The organism is Sphingobacterium multivorum (assembly GCF_039511225.1).
In the GTDB taxonomy this organism is placed as follows: Bacteria; Bacteroidota; Bacteroidia; order Sphingobacteriales; family Sphingobacteriaceae; genus Sphingobacterium.
Genome location: NZ_CP154261.1, coordinates 2,555,605 through 2,572,377 on the forward strand (window position 1 = coordinate 2,555,605; position 16,773 = coordinate 2,572,377).

A 16,773-nucleotide genomic window follows, 5' to 3' on the forward strand; every position below is an offset into this window, starting at 1 on the left:
CAACATTGCCCCCCTTGACGGTTAACAAGGGGGCTTTTTAATTAAAAGATAACAACGTTAACAGTGTGTGCGAATTCAAAGAACACATCGAAATTTTAAGAGAAACCTCCGGCACCCGTTTTGAAGCCTGGCGTGTACTCGTTGATCCTAAAGAAAAGTTATATCCAGTATTTTGGAAATGGGATGAGGGTAAGTTTGAGAATAGGGAATTCGCCATTCGAACGATGAAACGTCGGTATCCAGTTTTAGAAATCAGGTTTTCGAGATCCTGACGGTTTGATTATATAGAAATGATTTTCTATTTTGCTTCGGTATGAATGAGGATCTGCAAACTTATCTCCACGCTTTTGCCCTAATAAATAGGGGCAGTACCAAGTATGGGTTGGCTCCACATAAGCCGATCTTGTTGTTAACCTTGGTCGAACTGATCGACAAAGGTATCGTGCTCAACAATCGCTTTGAAGTTAATGTGGATCTTGTTGGACTTTTTCAGGAGAACTGGCGCTTGCTAGTGCGGACGGCACATCAGTCCGATTTTACACAGCCCTTTTATTATTTGCAGTCCGATAAGGCAGCAGGGCAAAGCTTTTGGTGTTTATATCCGAATCCTGGCTTTCAGACCAATGCACATATCAAAAGTGTAAGGACGCTTTCCGAAGTTGTGGCCTACGGCTCATTCGATAATAAGCTCGCTGCTTTGCTCAGTGATCCATTAAATCGGGCTGTTGTTCGAGATCAGCTACTTTCTGCTTACTTCCCCGAACAACGACAGGCCTATTATGAACATAAGCAGCTCAATGACGGCTTTTACCATGAAATGCAGTCTTTGGTGCTCAATGAGCCGGAGGCTCAGTATAAACATATTTCTATTCAGACTCAGGAAGATGTGTTTGTCAGATCGGGGTTGTTCAAACGCTATATTCCGCAGCTTTATCAGGATACCTGTGCCATGACAGGAATGCGGATGCGATCTATTTTTAAATACAACTTTATCGATGCATGTCATATCGTTCCTTTTGCGGTGACGCATGACGACAAGGTTACCAATGGCATAGCACTATGCCCAAACCTGCATCGTGCATTTGATAGGGGACTGGTTGGCGTGAGTGAAGATTATACCATTATGGTTTCCGCTCATATCGACGAACTGGTCGACCATCCCTACAGTCTATCAAAATTAAATGGACGGTCGATTTTGCTGCCTAAAGCACAACGATACTATCCATCGCAGGAAAACCTAGCTTGGCATCGGGATAATGTATTTAAAGTATGATGGACTTATTTCCAAAGCTTTCTTGTTTCTAAAAATAACTCTATCTGATTTATAACTTTAGGAAGATTTTTAAGGATGTCCTGCGTCCAGAACCTGAATACAACATAATCCATATCCCGTAGGGCTTTATTGACGCGCATATCTTTTTGCATGTTGCGCTCGATCTTGGGAATCCAGAAAAGACGGTTGGACTTAATGCGCTCTCTGTTGTTTTTCCAGTCGAATCCATGCCAGAATTCACCATCTATAAATATCGCAAGTTTATACTTTTTGATTACAATATCGGGTGTACCTGGTAGGAATTTGTCGTGCAGGCGAAAACGGATATTTTTTGACCACAGGGCTTTTCGCAGAATAAGTTCTGGTTTAGAATTACGACTTTTGATTTTGGACATGTTATAGCTACGCTTTGAAGTGGTATAGAATCCAGCGGATTCTTCAAAGCGGGGAACATAAATTCTGTCTGATTTCTCTTCACAAATAACCATGTGCAAATTAAAAAATATCTTCTTAGAAAGAACAATATTTTTTAAGATTAGTTTAATCTTGTATCTGCGACTTCAGCGATAGTATTCTAATGTTCACTTATTTCCGATTGTATCATCTAATGTTACTATGTATTTTAGGTTAAATAGCTTTAACCTAAATAGATTCGTTTTGAAAGAAAAGATAATCGATCATTTAAGTACACTAATAGCATACAATGTTATAGGTGGTATACAATATCGTAATCGATTTAATGGTTTTATTGGTGAGCTGGACTACAAGGAATATATGATCATTAACAAACCTGACAATAGTTATTTTGACGGTGGAATTTTTCTTCCTACAAAAGAAGAGTATTCCTACATGCAAGAGCCGATCTATTTTACAGTCACTAGTCAATCAATCGATAGTTATAATGATATATATTCTCATATTTCGAAGATTGATTGCAAAGCGCTTTATATTTTGAAATGGGACCTTGAAAAGATAGAAGAATGGAATATGAATGATCTCTTAGGAATAAGGAAGCCTGTTTTTGTACCTCATTTCACCATTAGTAAATATGTAGATACAAAATTCATTCAATCATCACTTGTGGAGTTTGAAAACGAATTTAGCACAAAAACTCATAATTATACGGATAATGTACCAGTACAGATGAAGGAGCACTTTGTTAATATTTTGATGCGGTTCGATCTAAAACCTTTATTGGACTTATATACACAACGTTTAGTTTTTGATGGAATAATCGGTTTACATCATGAAAGAGGAATCCCCAGTGATATAGATCAGATCATTCTCTCTGGTAAAACTGGAGAGCATTTTTTTCTTGAAATTAAAGAGAAAGATCTATCTAAAAGACCTCCAATAGGTTTTGGAATGGACATTCCTAGAATAGAATTTTTCAATACGCTGAAGACTGCTGCAGGCATTGAAACCTACTATGTTATTAAACACATCAAAAATCAGAAAGGCCGTGAATTTCTTAAATGGCGAATTATTTCGATGACTAACTTTATGAAAAATTGTCATCGGAAACCAATAGAAGGGGGAACAGGAATGAGATCGATATATTCTAGCAACCCCACTTTAATCTGTCCCGAAGAATTCTTTAAAACTTATTTGTAAATAAACAAAAGTTCACTTATATCCGATTGACTTATAAGCCAATTTTCTCCAATTTGCAATATGGATATCAGAATAAAAGTAGGTTTGAGAATCAGAGAATTGCGTAAATCATTGGGGTTAACGCAAGAGTCCTTGGCTTTTAAAGCTGACATGGATAAAACTTATCTTAATGAGGTTGAAAACGGTAAAAGAAATGTTTCCTTAGTCAATCTAGAAAAAATTATCCTAGCACTGGAAACAACATTTTCTCTTTTTTTTCAGGAAAATACAGGTTCAGACAGAGCATAAATTCAACTCAAAATTTTATTGTGATAAAAAGGATATAGCGTGGAAGTAATGACAAAGAAAATTAGTTCAAAAAGAACTGGAATAGAGCTCAAAATAGGTGAAAATAGCATCCCTAAATTTAATTTTATTGATTTATTTGCTGGTATAGGTGGTTTTCATATAGCCATGCATAGCGTGGGGGGAAAATGTGTTTTTGCCTCAGAAATAGACAAATTTGCGAGAGTAACTTACGAGCATAATTATAAGAAATGGTCTCCGGAGATGTTTGAGTCGGGCAATTTTAATCAGGATATCACGGATCCAAATCTTGATTATGGTAGTATCCCTTCATTTGACCTTCTTTGTGCTGGTTTCCCCTGTCAGCCGTTTTCCCATGCGGGTTTAAAAAAGGGATTTGGAGACACAAGAGGAACTCTGTTTTTCAACATTGAGGAAATTGTACGTACAAAACTCGAAGAAGCGGAGAACCAAAAAAATAAGAACCTTATTCCTAAAGTACTGTTTCTCGAAAATGTGAAAGGGCTTAAAAACCATGATAAGGGAAGAACATTTGCAACTATCAGGCTTCATCTCGAAGAATTAGGTTATGAGGTTAGGGCGGAAGTTCTTAACAGTAAAAATTTTGGTGTTCCGCAAAATAGAGAACGAATATTTATTGTTGCTTGGTACAAAGAGCTTGTGAAAGCTGAGGATTTTAAATTCCCATGGGGTTTAGATAAAGAGGGCAATCCTATCTTCGACCGAAATCTCGTAAGCTGTGATACAAATGTAGGCCAGATTTTATTAAAAGAGACAGAATTGGAAAAATTGGAGCAACATTCAGGGCGTACATATACCATTTCGGACAAACTATGGGACGGACATCAGCGACGTAAGAAAGAGCATGGCGAGAAAGGTAATGGTTTTGGGTATTCTTTATTCCAGGATGATTCGCCTTATACCAGTACAATATCAGCACGATATTATAAAGATGGCTCAGAGATCCTTATTGATCAAAGTTTATTAGGAAAAAGACCGCGTAAACTTCATCCTATTGAAGCAGCACGCTTACAAGGTTATCCTATCGATGAGAAAAATAAGAATGAACGTTTTGAAATACCTGTTTCAGATGCTCAAGCTTACAAGCAATTTGGGAATTCTGTTTCGGTACCCGTCATAAAAACATTAGCCAAAGAAATCATTAGTCAATTATTGAAATAGTATATATGGAAAGTATTGTTAAGCTATTAAAGGATATTGATGCGATAAATGCAACATCAAAATTTGAACTGAGATTTGATGCATTTGGAGGGTATGTCGAGTTTTCCAATACCAGCGGAAAGAGCTTCGTAATTGGATTAAATTCTATCCGCCAGACGATAAAAGATATTTTACAAAATCTTCCTCAGTTTTTGACCATACAAAAATATGACGAGAAACCTTGGCGAGACATGGGCTCTTCCTATTATAGAGATTCTGCTGCTAATACAATTTCTACCGTCCAAACAAAACCTTTTTATACCACATTAGCTAAATTTATAGCTTTTGCAAACGACGATTTAGCTAATTATAGTGATGATTTAATTGATTTGGATGGTGTAAAATTAAATAATACTATAGCTTTTTTAGATGATATAATTGCTTTATTTCAAATAAATTTAGAGGAGCTAGAAGAATCAGATTTAGAAGACTCTGAAGGTCTTTTGAATAAATTTTCTGCATGGCTTATTGATCTATCAACAAACAATTATTTTAATAAGAGTCTGGATAAAGCTATTTCTGAGATAAAAAAATATCAGGAAAAGTACATTGAGAGTTTTGGAACTGATCTTTTTGATGTTAATTTTAGTGATTTGGAAAATACAATTGAATTGATCCGTGAAAATGTTTATGATAGAAGTTCCAAATTTTGGGATTACAGCGACAATACATCCAGCCATCAGCCTAAGGCAATTTTAGGAGATAAGAATTACCTGCGATTTCTGAAAGAATATATTCCTGTTGCAAAAGCAGGTACAGAAATAGTTAAAGGTTATAACAAAATCATCTTTGGTGCACCAGGAACTGGGAAATCTTATTCAATCACGAAAAAATTACAAGGGGTGTCCGAAGAGCAGATTGAAAGAGTCATTTTCCATCCAGATTATGATTATTCTTCCTTTGTTGGAGGGTATAAACCAGTCACAGAAAAGGATGATGAAGGTAAAGATGTTGTGAGATATAAGTTTGTTCCACAGGTATTTACAAATATATTTGAAAAGGCACATCGAAATCCGAGCAAAAATTTTTATTTAGTAATTGAGGAAATTAACAGAGGCAATTGTGCGGAGATATTTGGTGATATCTTTCAGCTACTGGATAGAAATCCAGATTATGCAATTACTCCGTCAGAAGATCTCCATAAGTTTCTAAAGGACCGTGATGAAAGCGCGCGTCACAAAGTACTTAAAAATGAAAAAATGACGATGCCGGACAATCTGGTTATTCTGGCGACAATGAATACCTCCGATCAGTCTCTTTTTCCAATGGATAGTGCGTTCAAAAGACGTTGGGACTGGGAGTATGTAGCGATCAAATATCCAATGGATGAAAAAGATTCATCTTGCCCGTCATTTAGTTATCGGGTGAAATTAGATGATGAGAAATACTTTAAATGGATGGATTTTGTCGTCAATGTTAACAAACACATTCTCCAGAATCCGAGCTTGGGCGTCGATAAATGTATTGGTAATTTCTTTATAAAGCCTGATAAAGAAAATATAATATCCCTAGATTCATTTATCAATAAAGTCATATTCTATCTATGGAATGACGTGTTCAAAGATGAGGAAAATGAAATTTTTGCAGATCATACTTATCTCAGCTATTTTCCACAAACAGAAGGACAGCGGAGGATCAACGAGATGATAGAAAAATTTAGAGTTCAGTCAGGAGGAATGTTCTTTTTTAAATTCAACTCCGAAGGTGTAGAAGTTACTGCAGACATAGACTTAGGCAAGTAAATCAACTTTTAATGAAGGTCTTAATTGAAGGGGAAAGATATCCGATAGAGGTCTTGGAAAAACTGTTCCGGTCCAGTCAGTTTTATTCTCCACTGGGGGCAGAAGGAGTTGTTAAAAATGTAGGTTATTATCACAATATAGAGGATAATCAGCTTATTTTTATGCTCCCAAAAGTTTTTATGACTGATGAAGGAAAAACCATTTTTGGTCTTGGAGTACAGGAACTTCTACAGGAAAGCGGAAATACATTATCGGTCAAGTCTGACGGGGCTCTTTCATGGGTAAGGAACTTTACGGTCTATTTTTATAAGAGTCTGGTCAAATTTAGGCAAAAGTATCCCGATTCTTTTCTGATAAACTATTCACCTGTTTTTAGGCTTAAAGGTATACAAAAGACTTTACAGTACTCATATCTTGATATTCTGTTGAGTTTTGTTACTTATTTCAGAAAAAATAGAAACCAGATTCTGTACAAACATATCGATGCGGTCCAAAGTAACCCGAAAAAGCCCAAATGGGATAAGACCGTTCGGAAAGCCAAACCAATTCTTGCAGGAGAGACGTTAATATATGACAGGATCCGGGCAAAGAGCAAGATTGTCGATAACGAAGAACAGCTGATTGTCTATTTCTTTTCGATACTGAATTTTTTTAATGAAAACCATAGTCTCGGATTGCAAATCGATAAGGTCTATCCAATCCTAAAAGGTAAGAGATTTACGGACCTCATGAAAGGAGGACTGGCCAAGCTCAAAAAAATAAAATATCGCTATTATTCTGATTCTCTGAAAGAAATGCACTCACTCTGTACGCTGTTTTTCTCATCCCATGACCAGGGAAGAGGCAAGGCAGCAGAGGATTTCATAACAGTAAGCAATTATAATATTGTTTTCGAAGACATGATAGACCGTCTTTTTTCGGATGATCTCGAGTCCGTTCCCGTTAATAACGTGACTCTCAATGATCTTAAGTATAGTAAAGATGGTAAAATTCTTGATCACATTTTCGACCATACTTCGTTATTTGACGGATCAAGTATTTTCTACATTGGAGACTCAAAATATTATAAGTCAGGAAAGGAAGCAGGGCAGAATTCAAGATTTAAGCAGTTTACCTATGCCAAAAATGTCATTCAGTACAATATAGATCTGCTTAACAAAGATAAGGGCCCTTATAGCCCAGGCCAACGTTATAGAGATGAGCTCACGGAAGGATACAACATAACCCCCAATTTCTTTATATATGGTTATATTAATGGTCCTAACAATTATGAAGTGAATGATTTGGTTCCTTATGGCAATGTTCAGTCTTCCTATCATTTTGCGAACCGTCTATTTGACAGGGATACACTATTTGTCCATCAATATAAGATCAATTTTCTTTTTGTGTTAAGAGCTTATGTAGTGTTCAACGAAGTCTCAATCAACCAGTTTAGACAAAATGTACGGAATTTGTTCAGAAATGAGTTTATCAGATATTTTTCAGAGGGCGGACTGTCTGGATATACGGTGTATAAGTATATAGGAGAAGAGCCGGTTGAAGATTTTGTAAATAATAACTTCAAAAAATTAAACGGAAAAGTCTACAGAACCATCGATGGCGATTTGCTTTTAGGATTAAAGAATGAAGATAACGAATTTGACAAACAGATGTTTTTACCTTATTTTAGTAAAATACAGTTGTATTAATCACGGATACTTTTGATATTATCATGGGTGTAAAATTATCAGATCATTTTGTTGGAATTGCCGCCAAACGTTTAAGCCGCGTTGAAATTTTCTCAAATCAGCATGAGTTTAATGGAATCAATAAATTCAGGGATATACTTGGTACTGAAAGAATAAATCTTAAAGGCAATGTGATTTACTTTGCCGATGACGAAGATAAGATGATTGATAATTCTTCTTATTTTACCTGGTATGATGTACGCGAAAATAATCCATTACGTTCAGCTGAATTTCGTCTGTATTTTTCTGATAATGATGTTGTTCCAAATGCTTCTATCGGAGATTTAGTAATTCTTTGTAAGACGGTTCAGAATGAACTTACAATAATCGTAGCAGCGCAGGGGACGACATCTGAAAAACAGCTGTTGTATCTTTTTGGTCTGGAAGAGGTTGAAAACAGTTTTCTTGTTAAAGACTATCGTGGTGATTATTCCGATATTGGTTATGCAGGGCGATATATATTAGAATCAATAGGTATAGATTTTGAGATCCGCAATGAAATAGACTATCTAGCCCTCATGCAAGAACAGTTCGGATTGACATTCCCAAGCACTGCTGTGTTTTCTAACTTTGCAAGGTCCACTGTTGAGAATGTTAGTGTATTAGATGATCCCGACCAAGCGCTGATGGCATGGTGGGAAAGAGAGGGAGAACTGCTCAGGATTTTTGAAAGAGCTATTGTGGGAGAGAAAATCAGGGAGGGGTTCGGGGATGATGTCGATGCGTTTTTACAGTTTGCATTAACAGTTATTAATAGACGTAAGTCCCGGGCAGGTCACAGCTTTGAAAATCATCTTCAGACGATATTTGATTCTTTTGGAATTAAATATTCAAAGGGAGCAAAGACAGAAAGAAATAACAGACCGGATTTTATTTTTCCGTCAATTCAGAGTTATCATGATTCTTCATTTTCCGTTAGTGATCTATATATGCTTGGTGTAAAAACTACTGCGAAAGACAGATGGAGGCAGGTTCTTTCTGAAGCTGATCGGATCTCACATAAACATTTGATTACTTTGGAGCCAGCAATAAGTAAAAATCAAACGGATGAAATTATAGCTCAGAATCTTCAATTGATAATTCCAACGCCGCTACAAGTTACGTATTCAATTCATCAACTTGGGAGTATTATTAATTTGGAAGCTTTTATTAAAGAAATAACCTAGTTTGTTCATTCTTGCAAGTTTTCTTAAGTTACAAGAATGAACATTAATTATATTAATTTTTTATTGTCTGATTGCAATACGGATGAGTCAATTGACAATTATCAGGATCACCCATTCCGCCATCTTGTTTCCTAATTATATGATCATAGGAAATCGATTTTTCAGGATCTAAATAACCTTTGCAAATCGGACATTTTAAAGCTGATTTTAAAGCTGTTGAGATAAAGGTTTTGCTTTTAATATCATCCGAAAATGATGATTGCTGGTCATTAATGACTTCTCCCAAAACAATTTTTCCATCTAATTCTCCTATTCGAACTAAATCAATTTCCGAAATCACTTTAGACGAATCTGAGCTTAGCTCAGTTACCAAAGTGTCCAGCAATTTTGTAAATATCTTTATTCTTTTATGGCTTAAATGTTTTTGAATAATTGTAGCAATGAGATCTTTTTTATTAATCAATAAATTTTCAAGTCTTTCTCGGGAAATGGTAAATTTCCGGAAAAAAGCATCATCATTATTTTTAATCTTATTAGCAAGTAGTTCTACTATTCCCATAAACATAGCTTGTGAATGCCTGCCAGAGGGACCATAGAAATACACTGCTGGATGTAAACCTAGACTACCTTTGTCATTTCCAGAAATTTTCTTCGATAGTTTTGTAGCTCTCCTCAATACATTGACAGTTTCATCGCCAGTTTGATCATCATCATAGTCGTCTACACTTTGTTTCCCATGATATCCCTTATTGCAAATTAATAAATAGTCAATCAGAATTTGAAGAGATGTACGTACCCCTTTAGAACCTCCTAAAGGAAGATCCAACGTTTTCACAGGGGTTTTTAGATCAGGTTCAAAAAGAGATTTATGAAGATCTTTAGACGCCAGTTCCACTTGAGATGAATAATTTTGAGGAAAATTAGACCAATATTTATGACCAGTTCCTGCTCTTATAATCGCACGGGCAGAAATTGCAATAGGCTTCTTTCTATTTTTCAATAACAATTCTTCAATTGAATCTAGGGGCGTTCCTTGTGAATTAATTTTAAAAAATGATTGTTCCGCTTTGTCTGCATCTCCTTTAACCCATTGCACTTGCAGGGCTCTAGTAATAATTTTACTAATTCTTTTACGTTCATCAGAGGAAATATTTAAACTTTCGTTTTTATGTACGAGTTCTTTATAACTTCCTATTGAAGCATTTATTAGCTTTCTAGTTTTATCAGCACTCCTTTTTTGTTCTGGGGAGATATCTCTACCAAAATATTCAAAAGATAGGTGCCCGTCTCCATAATCATCCTCAACCCAAGCTTTAATAGCACTCAATCTATGTCCTCCGTCGATTACAAATAAGTAGCTCGGAGACTTCCATAAAATAACTGATGGTACTAAATCGCCACTTACAAAACTCTCAAGTAATGATAGAATCTGTTGTGGAGTCCAATGATTTGTTTCTCTTTGGAAATCGGGTTTTCTTAAGTTAGGGCCAATTAGAGCACCTTTTGTGAAATCTCTAATAGATATATTACTAAATGTATCATGCGAAACTTCTTCATCATGATCGGTAGTGCCAAAGTCTTCTCTTATTATTAAGGCATCGAGATTTACCAAATTAGATTTTGCCATATGATATATACTTTAATTATATTCCTAAATTATGAACCGGCCAAAGTTTCTCAATCATTTTATAATTGTCCATAAGTAAAAATTTTCCTCGACCAATCTCGTCCTTTAATTCCTTAGGAAATTTTGCCATATCCTCATAGTTGTTTAATACAATAAATTCAATCTGGTTATATTCAAATGCAAAGTCGTGGGGAATTCTCCATTCCCTCTCGTGGCTATAATCGCAAGTTGTAAATTGCTTTTTAGCATTGATAGATTTAGGTCTATATACTGGCCAAAACGGAGTAACAAATGCTTTTAAATGATCATGCCAATTTTGTTTTTCGTATTGATCCGCACGGACATAATAGACTGGGCCTCCGTTCCGAGAAAATATAAGTTGTTTAGAAAAACCTATTCCATAGGGTGAATAACGATTTGTGTGATCTATTAAACTGCTCCACGGACATTCAGTCAGACAGACAGCGTGAGTACCAGTCCAGGGCATTGTAGATGCTACTATTTTTTTTTCTTTAAGAATATTAATCAATCTTGTTAATGCAAAGCCTTTGGCTTTTATAATTACTGGGTTATTTGGATCATTTTTCCCTACAGGTTGTTTGTTTGAAGTGAAATGTGCGAGGTATGAAGAGAAATCAGGACGAGAGGTTAAATTCATAATTTAGCTAATTGATGGTTAATGTATATAGGTTATATTAATTTTTAAGTTTTTATTATTGAAATTTTACTCAAATAACTATAATGTCAGTTTTGGTTTCCTTTAACTCAATCTATAGCGGTTGTAAGTTTGGTTAATGTTAAATATTATTGGCAAATTTATATTCTAAGCACCCAAATCGCTACTTTCTATACTTTTAAAGTTTTTTCTAGACATATTAATCTATAATATTCTTGTTTTCTTCCGCTCCCTTTTTTATCTAGTTTTTCTCCAGTTTTCTCAACCTTTTCTTTAAGTTCATCAGAAAAAAGACCAGTAATGCGTATTGCAGAACCTAGTTTTTCTTTTAATTCTTGAGGTAAACTATCATATACTTCTGAAGCAAGAAATTTCTCAGTATCTTTAAGAGCAGTCAGTGCATCAATTACAGCATTATTTAAGTCAAGTTTATTGTATTTTTTCGATTCAGGCGGTCCTACTTCAGCTCTCCACAAAATCTTCTCTCGGGTGAGCGGCGGCAAATTCTCTTTTTCAGGCAGCTTGAATTCGGGATTTCCAAATTCGTAATAATTTAAACCAAAAAGTTGAGCTATATCTCCCAATTTCTTCAGGGTAGGACCATTTTTACCCTTTTTAATATCTTGAACAATATCTGTAGAGGTGTTAAGAAGGTTTTTGAGATCTATGTTATAGAGGCCATAGTACTCCAGATAATATTGTAAAATATCTACATAGTCATCAACAATATTCTTACTCATAATTTATTGAAAATATTTTTATATTTTATATTTATTACTTATATTTGCTTCAGCAACATATAGCGACAACTAGGGTAGAATAAAACTCTACCTAAACGATGTCACTCATATTAGGAAGCCGCTAAATTTTTCCCTATGAGTCGACCTTGGGTTCGCTTTCTATTGGAATTTTTTATCTTTGAAGATATAAATCCAATAGGGCGATTCCCTTGTCAGTCTCCGGGGAACCATGGTTTTGATCATGGAGGTACTTAGCGGCACCACTAACGGAGCCTTGGGATTCGCCTTATTGGTTTTTCCACCAATACGCCATTCCTCGAGCTTTCTGAGTTCATCGTTTTTTATAACCACAATTAGATTATGATAAAACGGAAAGTAGAAACCCACCAAAAAACCACAGTTTACCTCCAGGAGGTAAGCCATCGGTTTGCACACACTATTCCCATAAAGAACGCAATCCGCGCACCCGAATAGTTTATTAAATCATTAAAAACCAAAATAGGAGAGGGCTACTATCGCCAATTTGTAATGTGCCGATAGGATACAAATAAGTACTCCCTTGTTCAAGGTTTTCCGATCGATCTGTTTTACAACATTCCCTTTAGATCAGGTTAATAATAGATTTAATTGCTCTATTCAAGCGTCAACAACTTAAAATTAGCATTTAAAATTTATTGTTCCAAACAAATCAAAGGAATTTAAGCATAGTTTTCTATTGCTTACAGGTCGGTTTTTTATCTTTCCCGACAGGAAGCGCCATAATGTCCCCCTAATCAATGCTTTGTAACCGCCTCGGGGCGCTTTGCGGGATTTTTGTTAATTCTTAATCTGTGAAACCTGCAGGATGTAAAACTTCCGGCAATGACACCTCTTTGGAACGCAAAAATTTTGCAATGGGGGAAGGTATGTCCAATCTAACTGATTAGGATACGACCAAGTCATCTTTATTGAACCTATAAAATGAACCAAAAATATTCAAATGTTCTAGCGCTAGAACTGGCCATATATCAAGTACACGATCAAAACTATGATCCCACGGATAAGATTGCTGATTTTTGGAAAAAGTATGATATCCGTACTATCCAGAATACCATCTCTTTACTACTTAAAAAATCAGCAGACCGCTGGCCCAATGAAAATCTAATAGAACTTTGCAAAAAGCAGGTGTTCGGCTTCGACCTTTTAGCTGTACTGATTGCTTATTTCCATGTGCATAACGATTATGTTGACATGAGTAAATTGGATTTTTCCGACGCTGAATCAACAATGCTGAGCTTGGATGAACTGGAGATCACAAAGCGAATCCATGAATTCTTTGGACGTATAGCTGATAAAACTCACTAATAAGCAGATGATAAAAAGATCAAATAGTATGTCTGCCTTATTAGATAGGGTAGTCAATATTCCAGTTATACAGATTACACTACTTGTAATCATATTCATATTAGTTTTTCAATCTTACTTAACTTGTTTTTTTAAGGCAATGAAGAACATAAGAGCATTTATGTTATTAGCTCTTATGTTTAATATGTTTAATTTATCGGCTCAGACGCCCCGCAAGGACAGCGGGGCGGATGGGCCATTGGGTATCCGCGGTACTGTTGTATCATCAATCGATGGTAAACCCATCCAAGGGGTGTCCATTCAAGTTCAAGGTGAAAAGGGTAGGACCTCGTCTAATAAGGACGGCACCTTTACATTGCCAGTCGTCAATCCCAAAGGTACAGTTTCTTTTTCTCACATGGGATTCAAGCGTTTAGAACGGCCTTATGTTGTCGGGGTATCATTGCAGGTGAAATTGATACCATTGAATCAATTGGAGGAGGTGGAGGTGGTCTCTACAGGATACCAAAAGATTCCCAAAGAACGGGCGACGGGAAGTTTTGTGCAGGTGGATAATAAAACCCTGCAGCGCAATCCTGCAATGAATATTTTGTCAAGGTTGGATGGTGTCACAAATGGTTTGTTGCTCGATAAAAATGCTGGTAATCCTGATGGGCTCAGCGTAAGAGGTCGCAGTACGCTATTCTCCAATACGCGTCCACTTATTGTAGTCGATAACTTTCCTTTTGAAGGTGATCTTGATAATATTAATCCCAATGACATAGAAAGTGTAACCATTCTTAAAGATGCGACAGCGGCATCAATATGGGGTGTCCGATCCGGAAATGGCGTCATTGTCCTTACAACAAAGAAGGGTAAAACGAGAACGTCAATAGATTTTACTTCCAATTTCCTGATCGCTAAAAAACCTAATTTGTTTTACCAAAAACAGCTTAGCTCGAGCGAATTTATTGATTCCGAAATCGATCTTTTCAAAAGAGGCTATTATGATAAGGATATCAATACGGTCTATAAAAATATTTCACCAGTCGTCAACCTGCTCGAAAAGGTGAGGTCGGGGAATTTAGATAAGGATGTGGCTAACGCCGAAATTGATAGGTATAGAGCCGTCGATGTGCGTGACGAGTTGACTAAATACTTCTATCGTAATAAAATTCAAAATCAACAGCAGCTTAGTATTACAGCCGGTTCTGATCGGGTACGAAGTCTCATCTCATTGGCCTATGATCGTTCCTTGAGCGAAAGTGCGACAGCCGACAATACGCGTTTAAATATCCGCAATAACAATCAGTGGAATCTGATAAAGGACTATTTGCAAATGAGTACCGATCTCTGGTATGTGAAAAGTACCAACACAGAAAGTAATGCGTATGGTTATACGCCGTTGTATCCGTATGAACGACTGGCAGATAATGGACTGGCACTGGAAACTGCCACAATGAGCACGTTAAGAAGATCGTATACAGATACGGTCGGTAATGGCTACTTATTGGATTGGAAATATCGGCCTTTGGAGGAAGTACAAAATCGTTTGACGCAATATCGCGGTATAGATCAGCAGCTCCGATTTCAATTGGGCATCAGCTCTAAAATATACCGCTCGTTTAAAATTGCTGCTGATTATTTGATGAGCAACAATTGGATCGACAACAGCACCTTGTATGATCAACGGTCTTTCTATACGCGTAATCTGATCAATCAGTTCGCTCAGGTTGATCTTATGAGCAAGACTGTCGTTCGGCCGATTCCTTTGGGCGATATTTTCGATTCAAGTGAGACAAGAATGCAGTCTCACTATGGGCGTGTACAGGTCGATTGGAATGAGCGTATAGGCAGTCTACATCGGATTAGCGGTCTAATCGGAATGGAATGGCGTCAAGATGAAAGTCTCTTTGACAGTCCGGGATACCGATACGGCTATAACCCCAAACTGGAAAGTTATACTGAAGTGGATATTTTCAGTTCCTTCCCACTTTACTACAATGGTGGTTATTCCATGATCAGCAAAGGGGGAGGCCGTATCCGACAACAGGACAATAACCGTTCCTGGTATGGTTTATTTTCTTATTCGTATCGCGACAATCTGACCTTAACGGGTAGTATTCGTAAGGATGAATCTAATCTATTTGGTGTCTCAGCGAATCATAGGGGTGTCCCGCTTTGGTCGATTGGAGTTTCCTATGACTTTACTCAATTCCTTAAAAGCGATAAACTGGATTATTTAAAACTGCGGACTACCTATGGTTACAATGGTAACGTCGATAAAAATACCACTGCTTATCTGACATCAAAACTCTATAGAACCACAAATTTGTGGGGAAGGCCCATGGATGTCATTTTAAACCCGCCCAATAGCTCGCTGCGTTGGGAGCGCGTGGAAAATTTAAATATCGGTGTAGACTTTAGCCTTTTAAAAGGTAGAGTTGGAGGTACGGCTGAATATTTTCAGAAAAATGGCAAAGACCTGATGGGACAGAGTCCAGTTGCGCCACAAGTTGGCGTCGGCGAATTTTATGGAAATGTAGCGCGTACATCTACGCATGGTGTGGATGCTCAACTTTGGTTGAATTGGTTTGAAAAGAAGGCAACTCGTGTAAGAACAGACTTTATTTTTAATCTGGTCAAAGATAAGGTGACCCGATATTACAGGGTTCCCGGAGCCAATAAGGATATTGTTTCAAGCACAGGCATTGTGCCAATCGAAGGATATCCCATTAATACCTTGGTGCTCTACAGATTTAAGGGTCTTGATGAAGATGGTAATCCGCAAGGTATAGGCGATATGGGGATTACGGATGAGTACAGTACAATTATAAACAGTAATGACAGGCAAAGTATAAATTTTATAGGCTCTCGGCTTCCGACTAAGTTTGGCAGTCTCCGGCATACGGTCTCGTTTCAAAACTGGGAGCTTTCGTTCAATATCGTTTATAAACTGGGATATTACCTCAAAAGGCCTAATTCATTTAGTTCCAATGGGCTTATCGGTGGGGAATATCGGTTTGCTGACTTTGACCGACGCTGGCAGCATGCTGGGGATGAAAACCGTACGACCGTTCCGGCTTTTGTATATCCGGCCAATGTAAACCGAGAGAGCTTCTATCAAAATTCCAATGTGTTAGCTGTTAAGGGAGATCAGCTGCGGTTACAGGATATTCGGGTTTCGTATGCCTTTAGGCCTTTTACGCGATACCAATCTTCGAGACTGAGTCTCTATTTGTACTGCTCCAACATTGGGCTTTTATGGAAAGCAAACGACCAAGGGCTGGATCCCAATTTCTTATCGGGTTATCCAGCTCCTTTTGAAACAACGCTCGGTTTGAAATTTAACTTTTAA

At 36.9% G+C, this 16,773-nt stretch carries 14 protein-coding genes; 9 read left to right on the plus strand and 5 right to left on the minus strand.

Translation table 11 applies throughout. From position 1 onward, the window contains the following. Positions 1-313 precede the first annotated feature (313 nt). A complete protein-coding gene (locus tag AAH582_RS10375; protein WP_343322073.1) occupies positions 314-1,273 on the plus strand; it encodes an HNH endonuclease in 960 nt (319 codons plus the stop codon). Between the two features lie 5 nt (positions 1,274-1,278). On the opposite strand, the gene AAH582_RS10380 is transcribed toward AAH582_RS10375, so the two are convergent. Then, positions 1,279-1,761, minus strand: a complete 483-nt coding sequence (locus AAH582_RS10380) for a very short patch repair endonuclease (protein WP_343322074.1) — start codon at positions 1,759-1,761, stop codon at positions 1,279-1,281. A gap of 169 nt (positions 1,762-1,930) precedes the next feature. On the opposite strand from AAH582_RS10380, the gene AAH582_RS10385 reads away from it, so the two are divergent. From AAH582_RS10385 to AAH582_RS10410, 6 genes are read left to right on the plus strand one after another with little or no spacing between them, the layout of a single operon-like run. Next, positions 1,931-2,887, plus strand: a complete 957-nt coding sequence (locus AAH582_RS10385; protein ID WP_343322075.1) for a hypothetical protein — start codon at positions 1,931-1,933, stop codon at positions 2,885-2,887. Between the two features lie 60 nt (positions 2,888-2,947). After that, entirely contained in the window at positions 2,948-3,175 is a 228-nt protein-coding gene (locus tag AAH582_RS10390; RefSeq protein WP_343322076.1) for a helix-turn-helix domain-containing protein, read from the plus strand. A 48-nt stretch (positions 3,176-3,223) separates the two neighbouring features. Next, positions 3,224-4,375, plus strand: coding sequence for a DNA (cytosine-5-)-methyltransferase (gene dcm, locus AAH582_RS10395; protein WP_343322077.1), 1,152 nt, complete (start codon positions 3,224-3,226; stop codon positions 4,373-4,375). A gap of 5 nt (positions 4,376-4,380) precedes the next feature. Beyond that, entirely contained in the window at positions 4,381-6,156 is a 1,776-nt protein-coding gene (locus AAH582_RS10400) for an McrB family protein (RefSeq protein WP_343322078.1), read from the plus strand. A gap of 11 nt (positions 6,157-6,167) precedes the next feature. Further along, the gene (locus tag AAH582_RS10405; RefSeq protein ID WP_343322079.1) at positions 6,168-7,844 is read left to right on the plus strand and encodes a hypothetical protein; all 1,677 of its coding nucleotides are present in this window, start codon (positions 6,168-6,170) and stop codon (positions 7,842-7,844) included. 23 nt (positions 7,845-7,867) lie between these two features. Next, positions 7,868-9,049 (plus strand): type II restriction endonuclease, encoded by a 1,182-nt coding sequence (locus AAH582_RS10410; RefSeq protein WP_343322080.1) that lies wholly within the window; start codon positions 7,868-7,870, stop codon positions 9,047-9,049. A 52-nt stretch (positions 9,050-9,101) separates the two neighbouring features. On the opposite strand, the gene AAH582_RS10415 is transcribed toward AAH582_RS10410, so the two are convergent. From AAH582_RS10415 to AAH582_RS10430, 4 genes are all read right to left on the minus strand, one after another. Next, positions 9,102-10,676 (minus strand): GmrSD restriction endonuclease domain-containing protein, encoded by a 1,575-nt coding sequence (locus AAH582_RS10415; protein WP_343322081.1) that lies wholly within the window; start codon positions 10,674-10,676, stop codon positions 9,102-9,104. Positions 10,677-10,692: 16 nt separating this feature from the next. After that, positions 10,693-11,334, minus strand: a complete 642-nt coding sequence (locus AAH582_RS10420; protein ID WP_343322082.1) for an abortive infection system antitoxin AbiGi family protein — start codon at positions 11,332-11,334, stop codon at positions 10,693-10,695. 188 nt (positions 11,335-11,522) lie between these two features. Beyond that, on the minus strand, positions 11,523-12,092 hold the full coding sequence (locus tag AAH582_RS10425) for a hypothetical protein (protein ID WP_343322083.1): 570 nt from the start codon (positions 12,090-12,092) through the stop codon (positions 11,523-11,525). Between the two features lie 159 nt (positions 12,093-12,251). Beyond that, on the minus strand, positions 12,252-12,515 hold the full coding sequence (locus AAH582_RS10430) for a hypothetical protein (RefSeq protein WP_343322084.1): 264 nt from the start codon (positions 12,513-12,515) through the stop codon (positions 12,252-12,254). Positions 12,516-13,052: 537 nt separating this feature from the next. On the opposite strand from AAH582_RS10430, the gene AAH582_RS10435 reads away from it, so the two are divergent. After that, entirely contained in the window at positions 13,053-13,436 is a 384-nt protein-coding gene (locus AAH582_RS10435) for a hypothetical protein (RefSeq protein ID WP_343322085.1), read from the plus strand. Between the two features lie 184 nt (positions 13,437-13,620). Then, positions 13,621-16,773 (plus strand): SusC/RagA family TonB-linked outer membrane protein, encoded by a 3,153-nt coding sequence (locus tag AAH582_RS10440; protein WP_343322086.1) that lies wholly within the window; start codon positions 13,621-13,623, stop codon positions 16,771-16,773.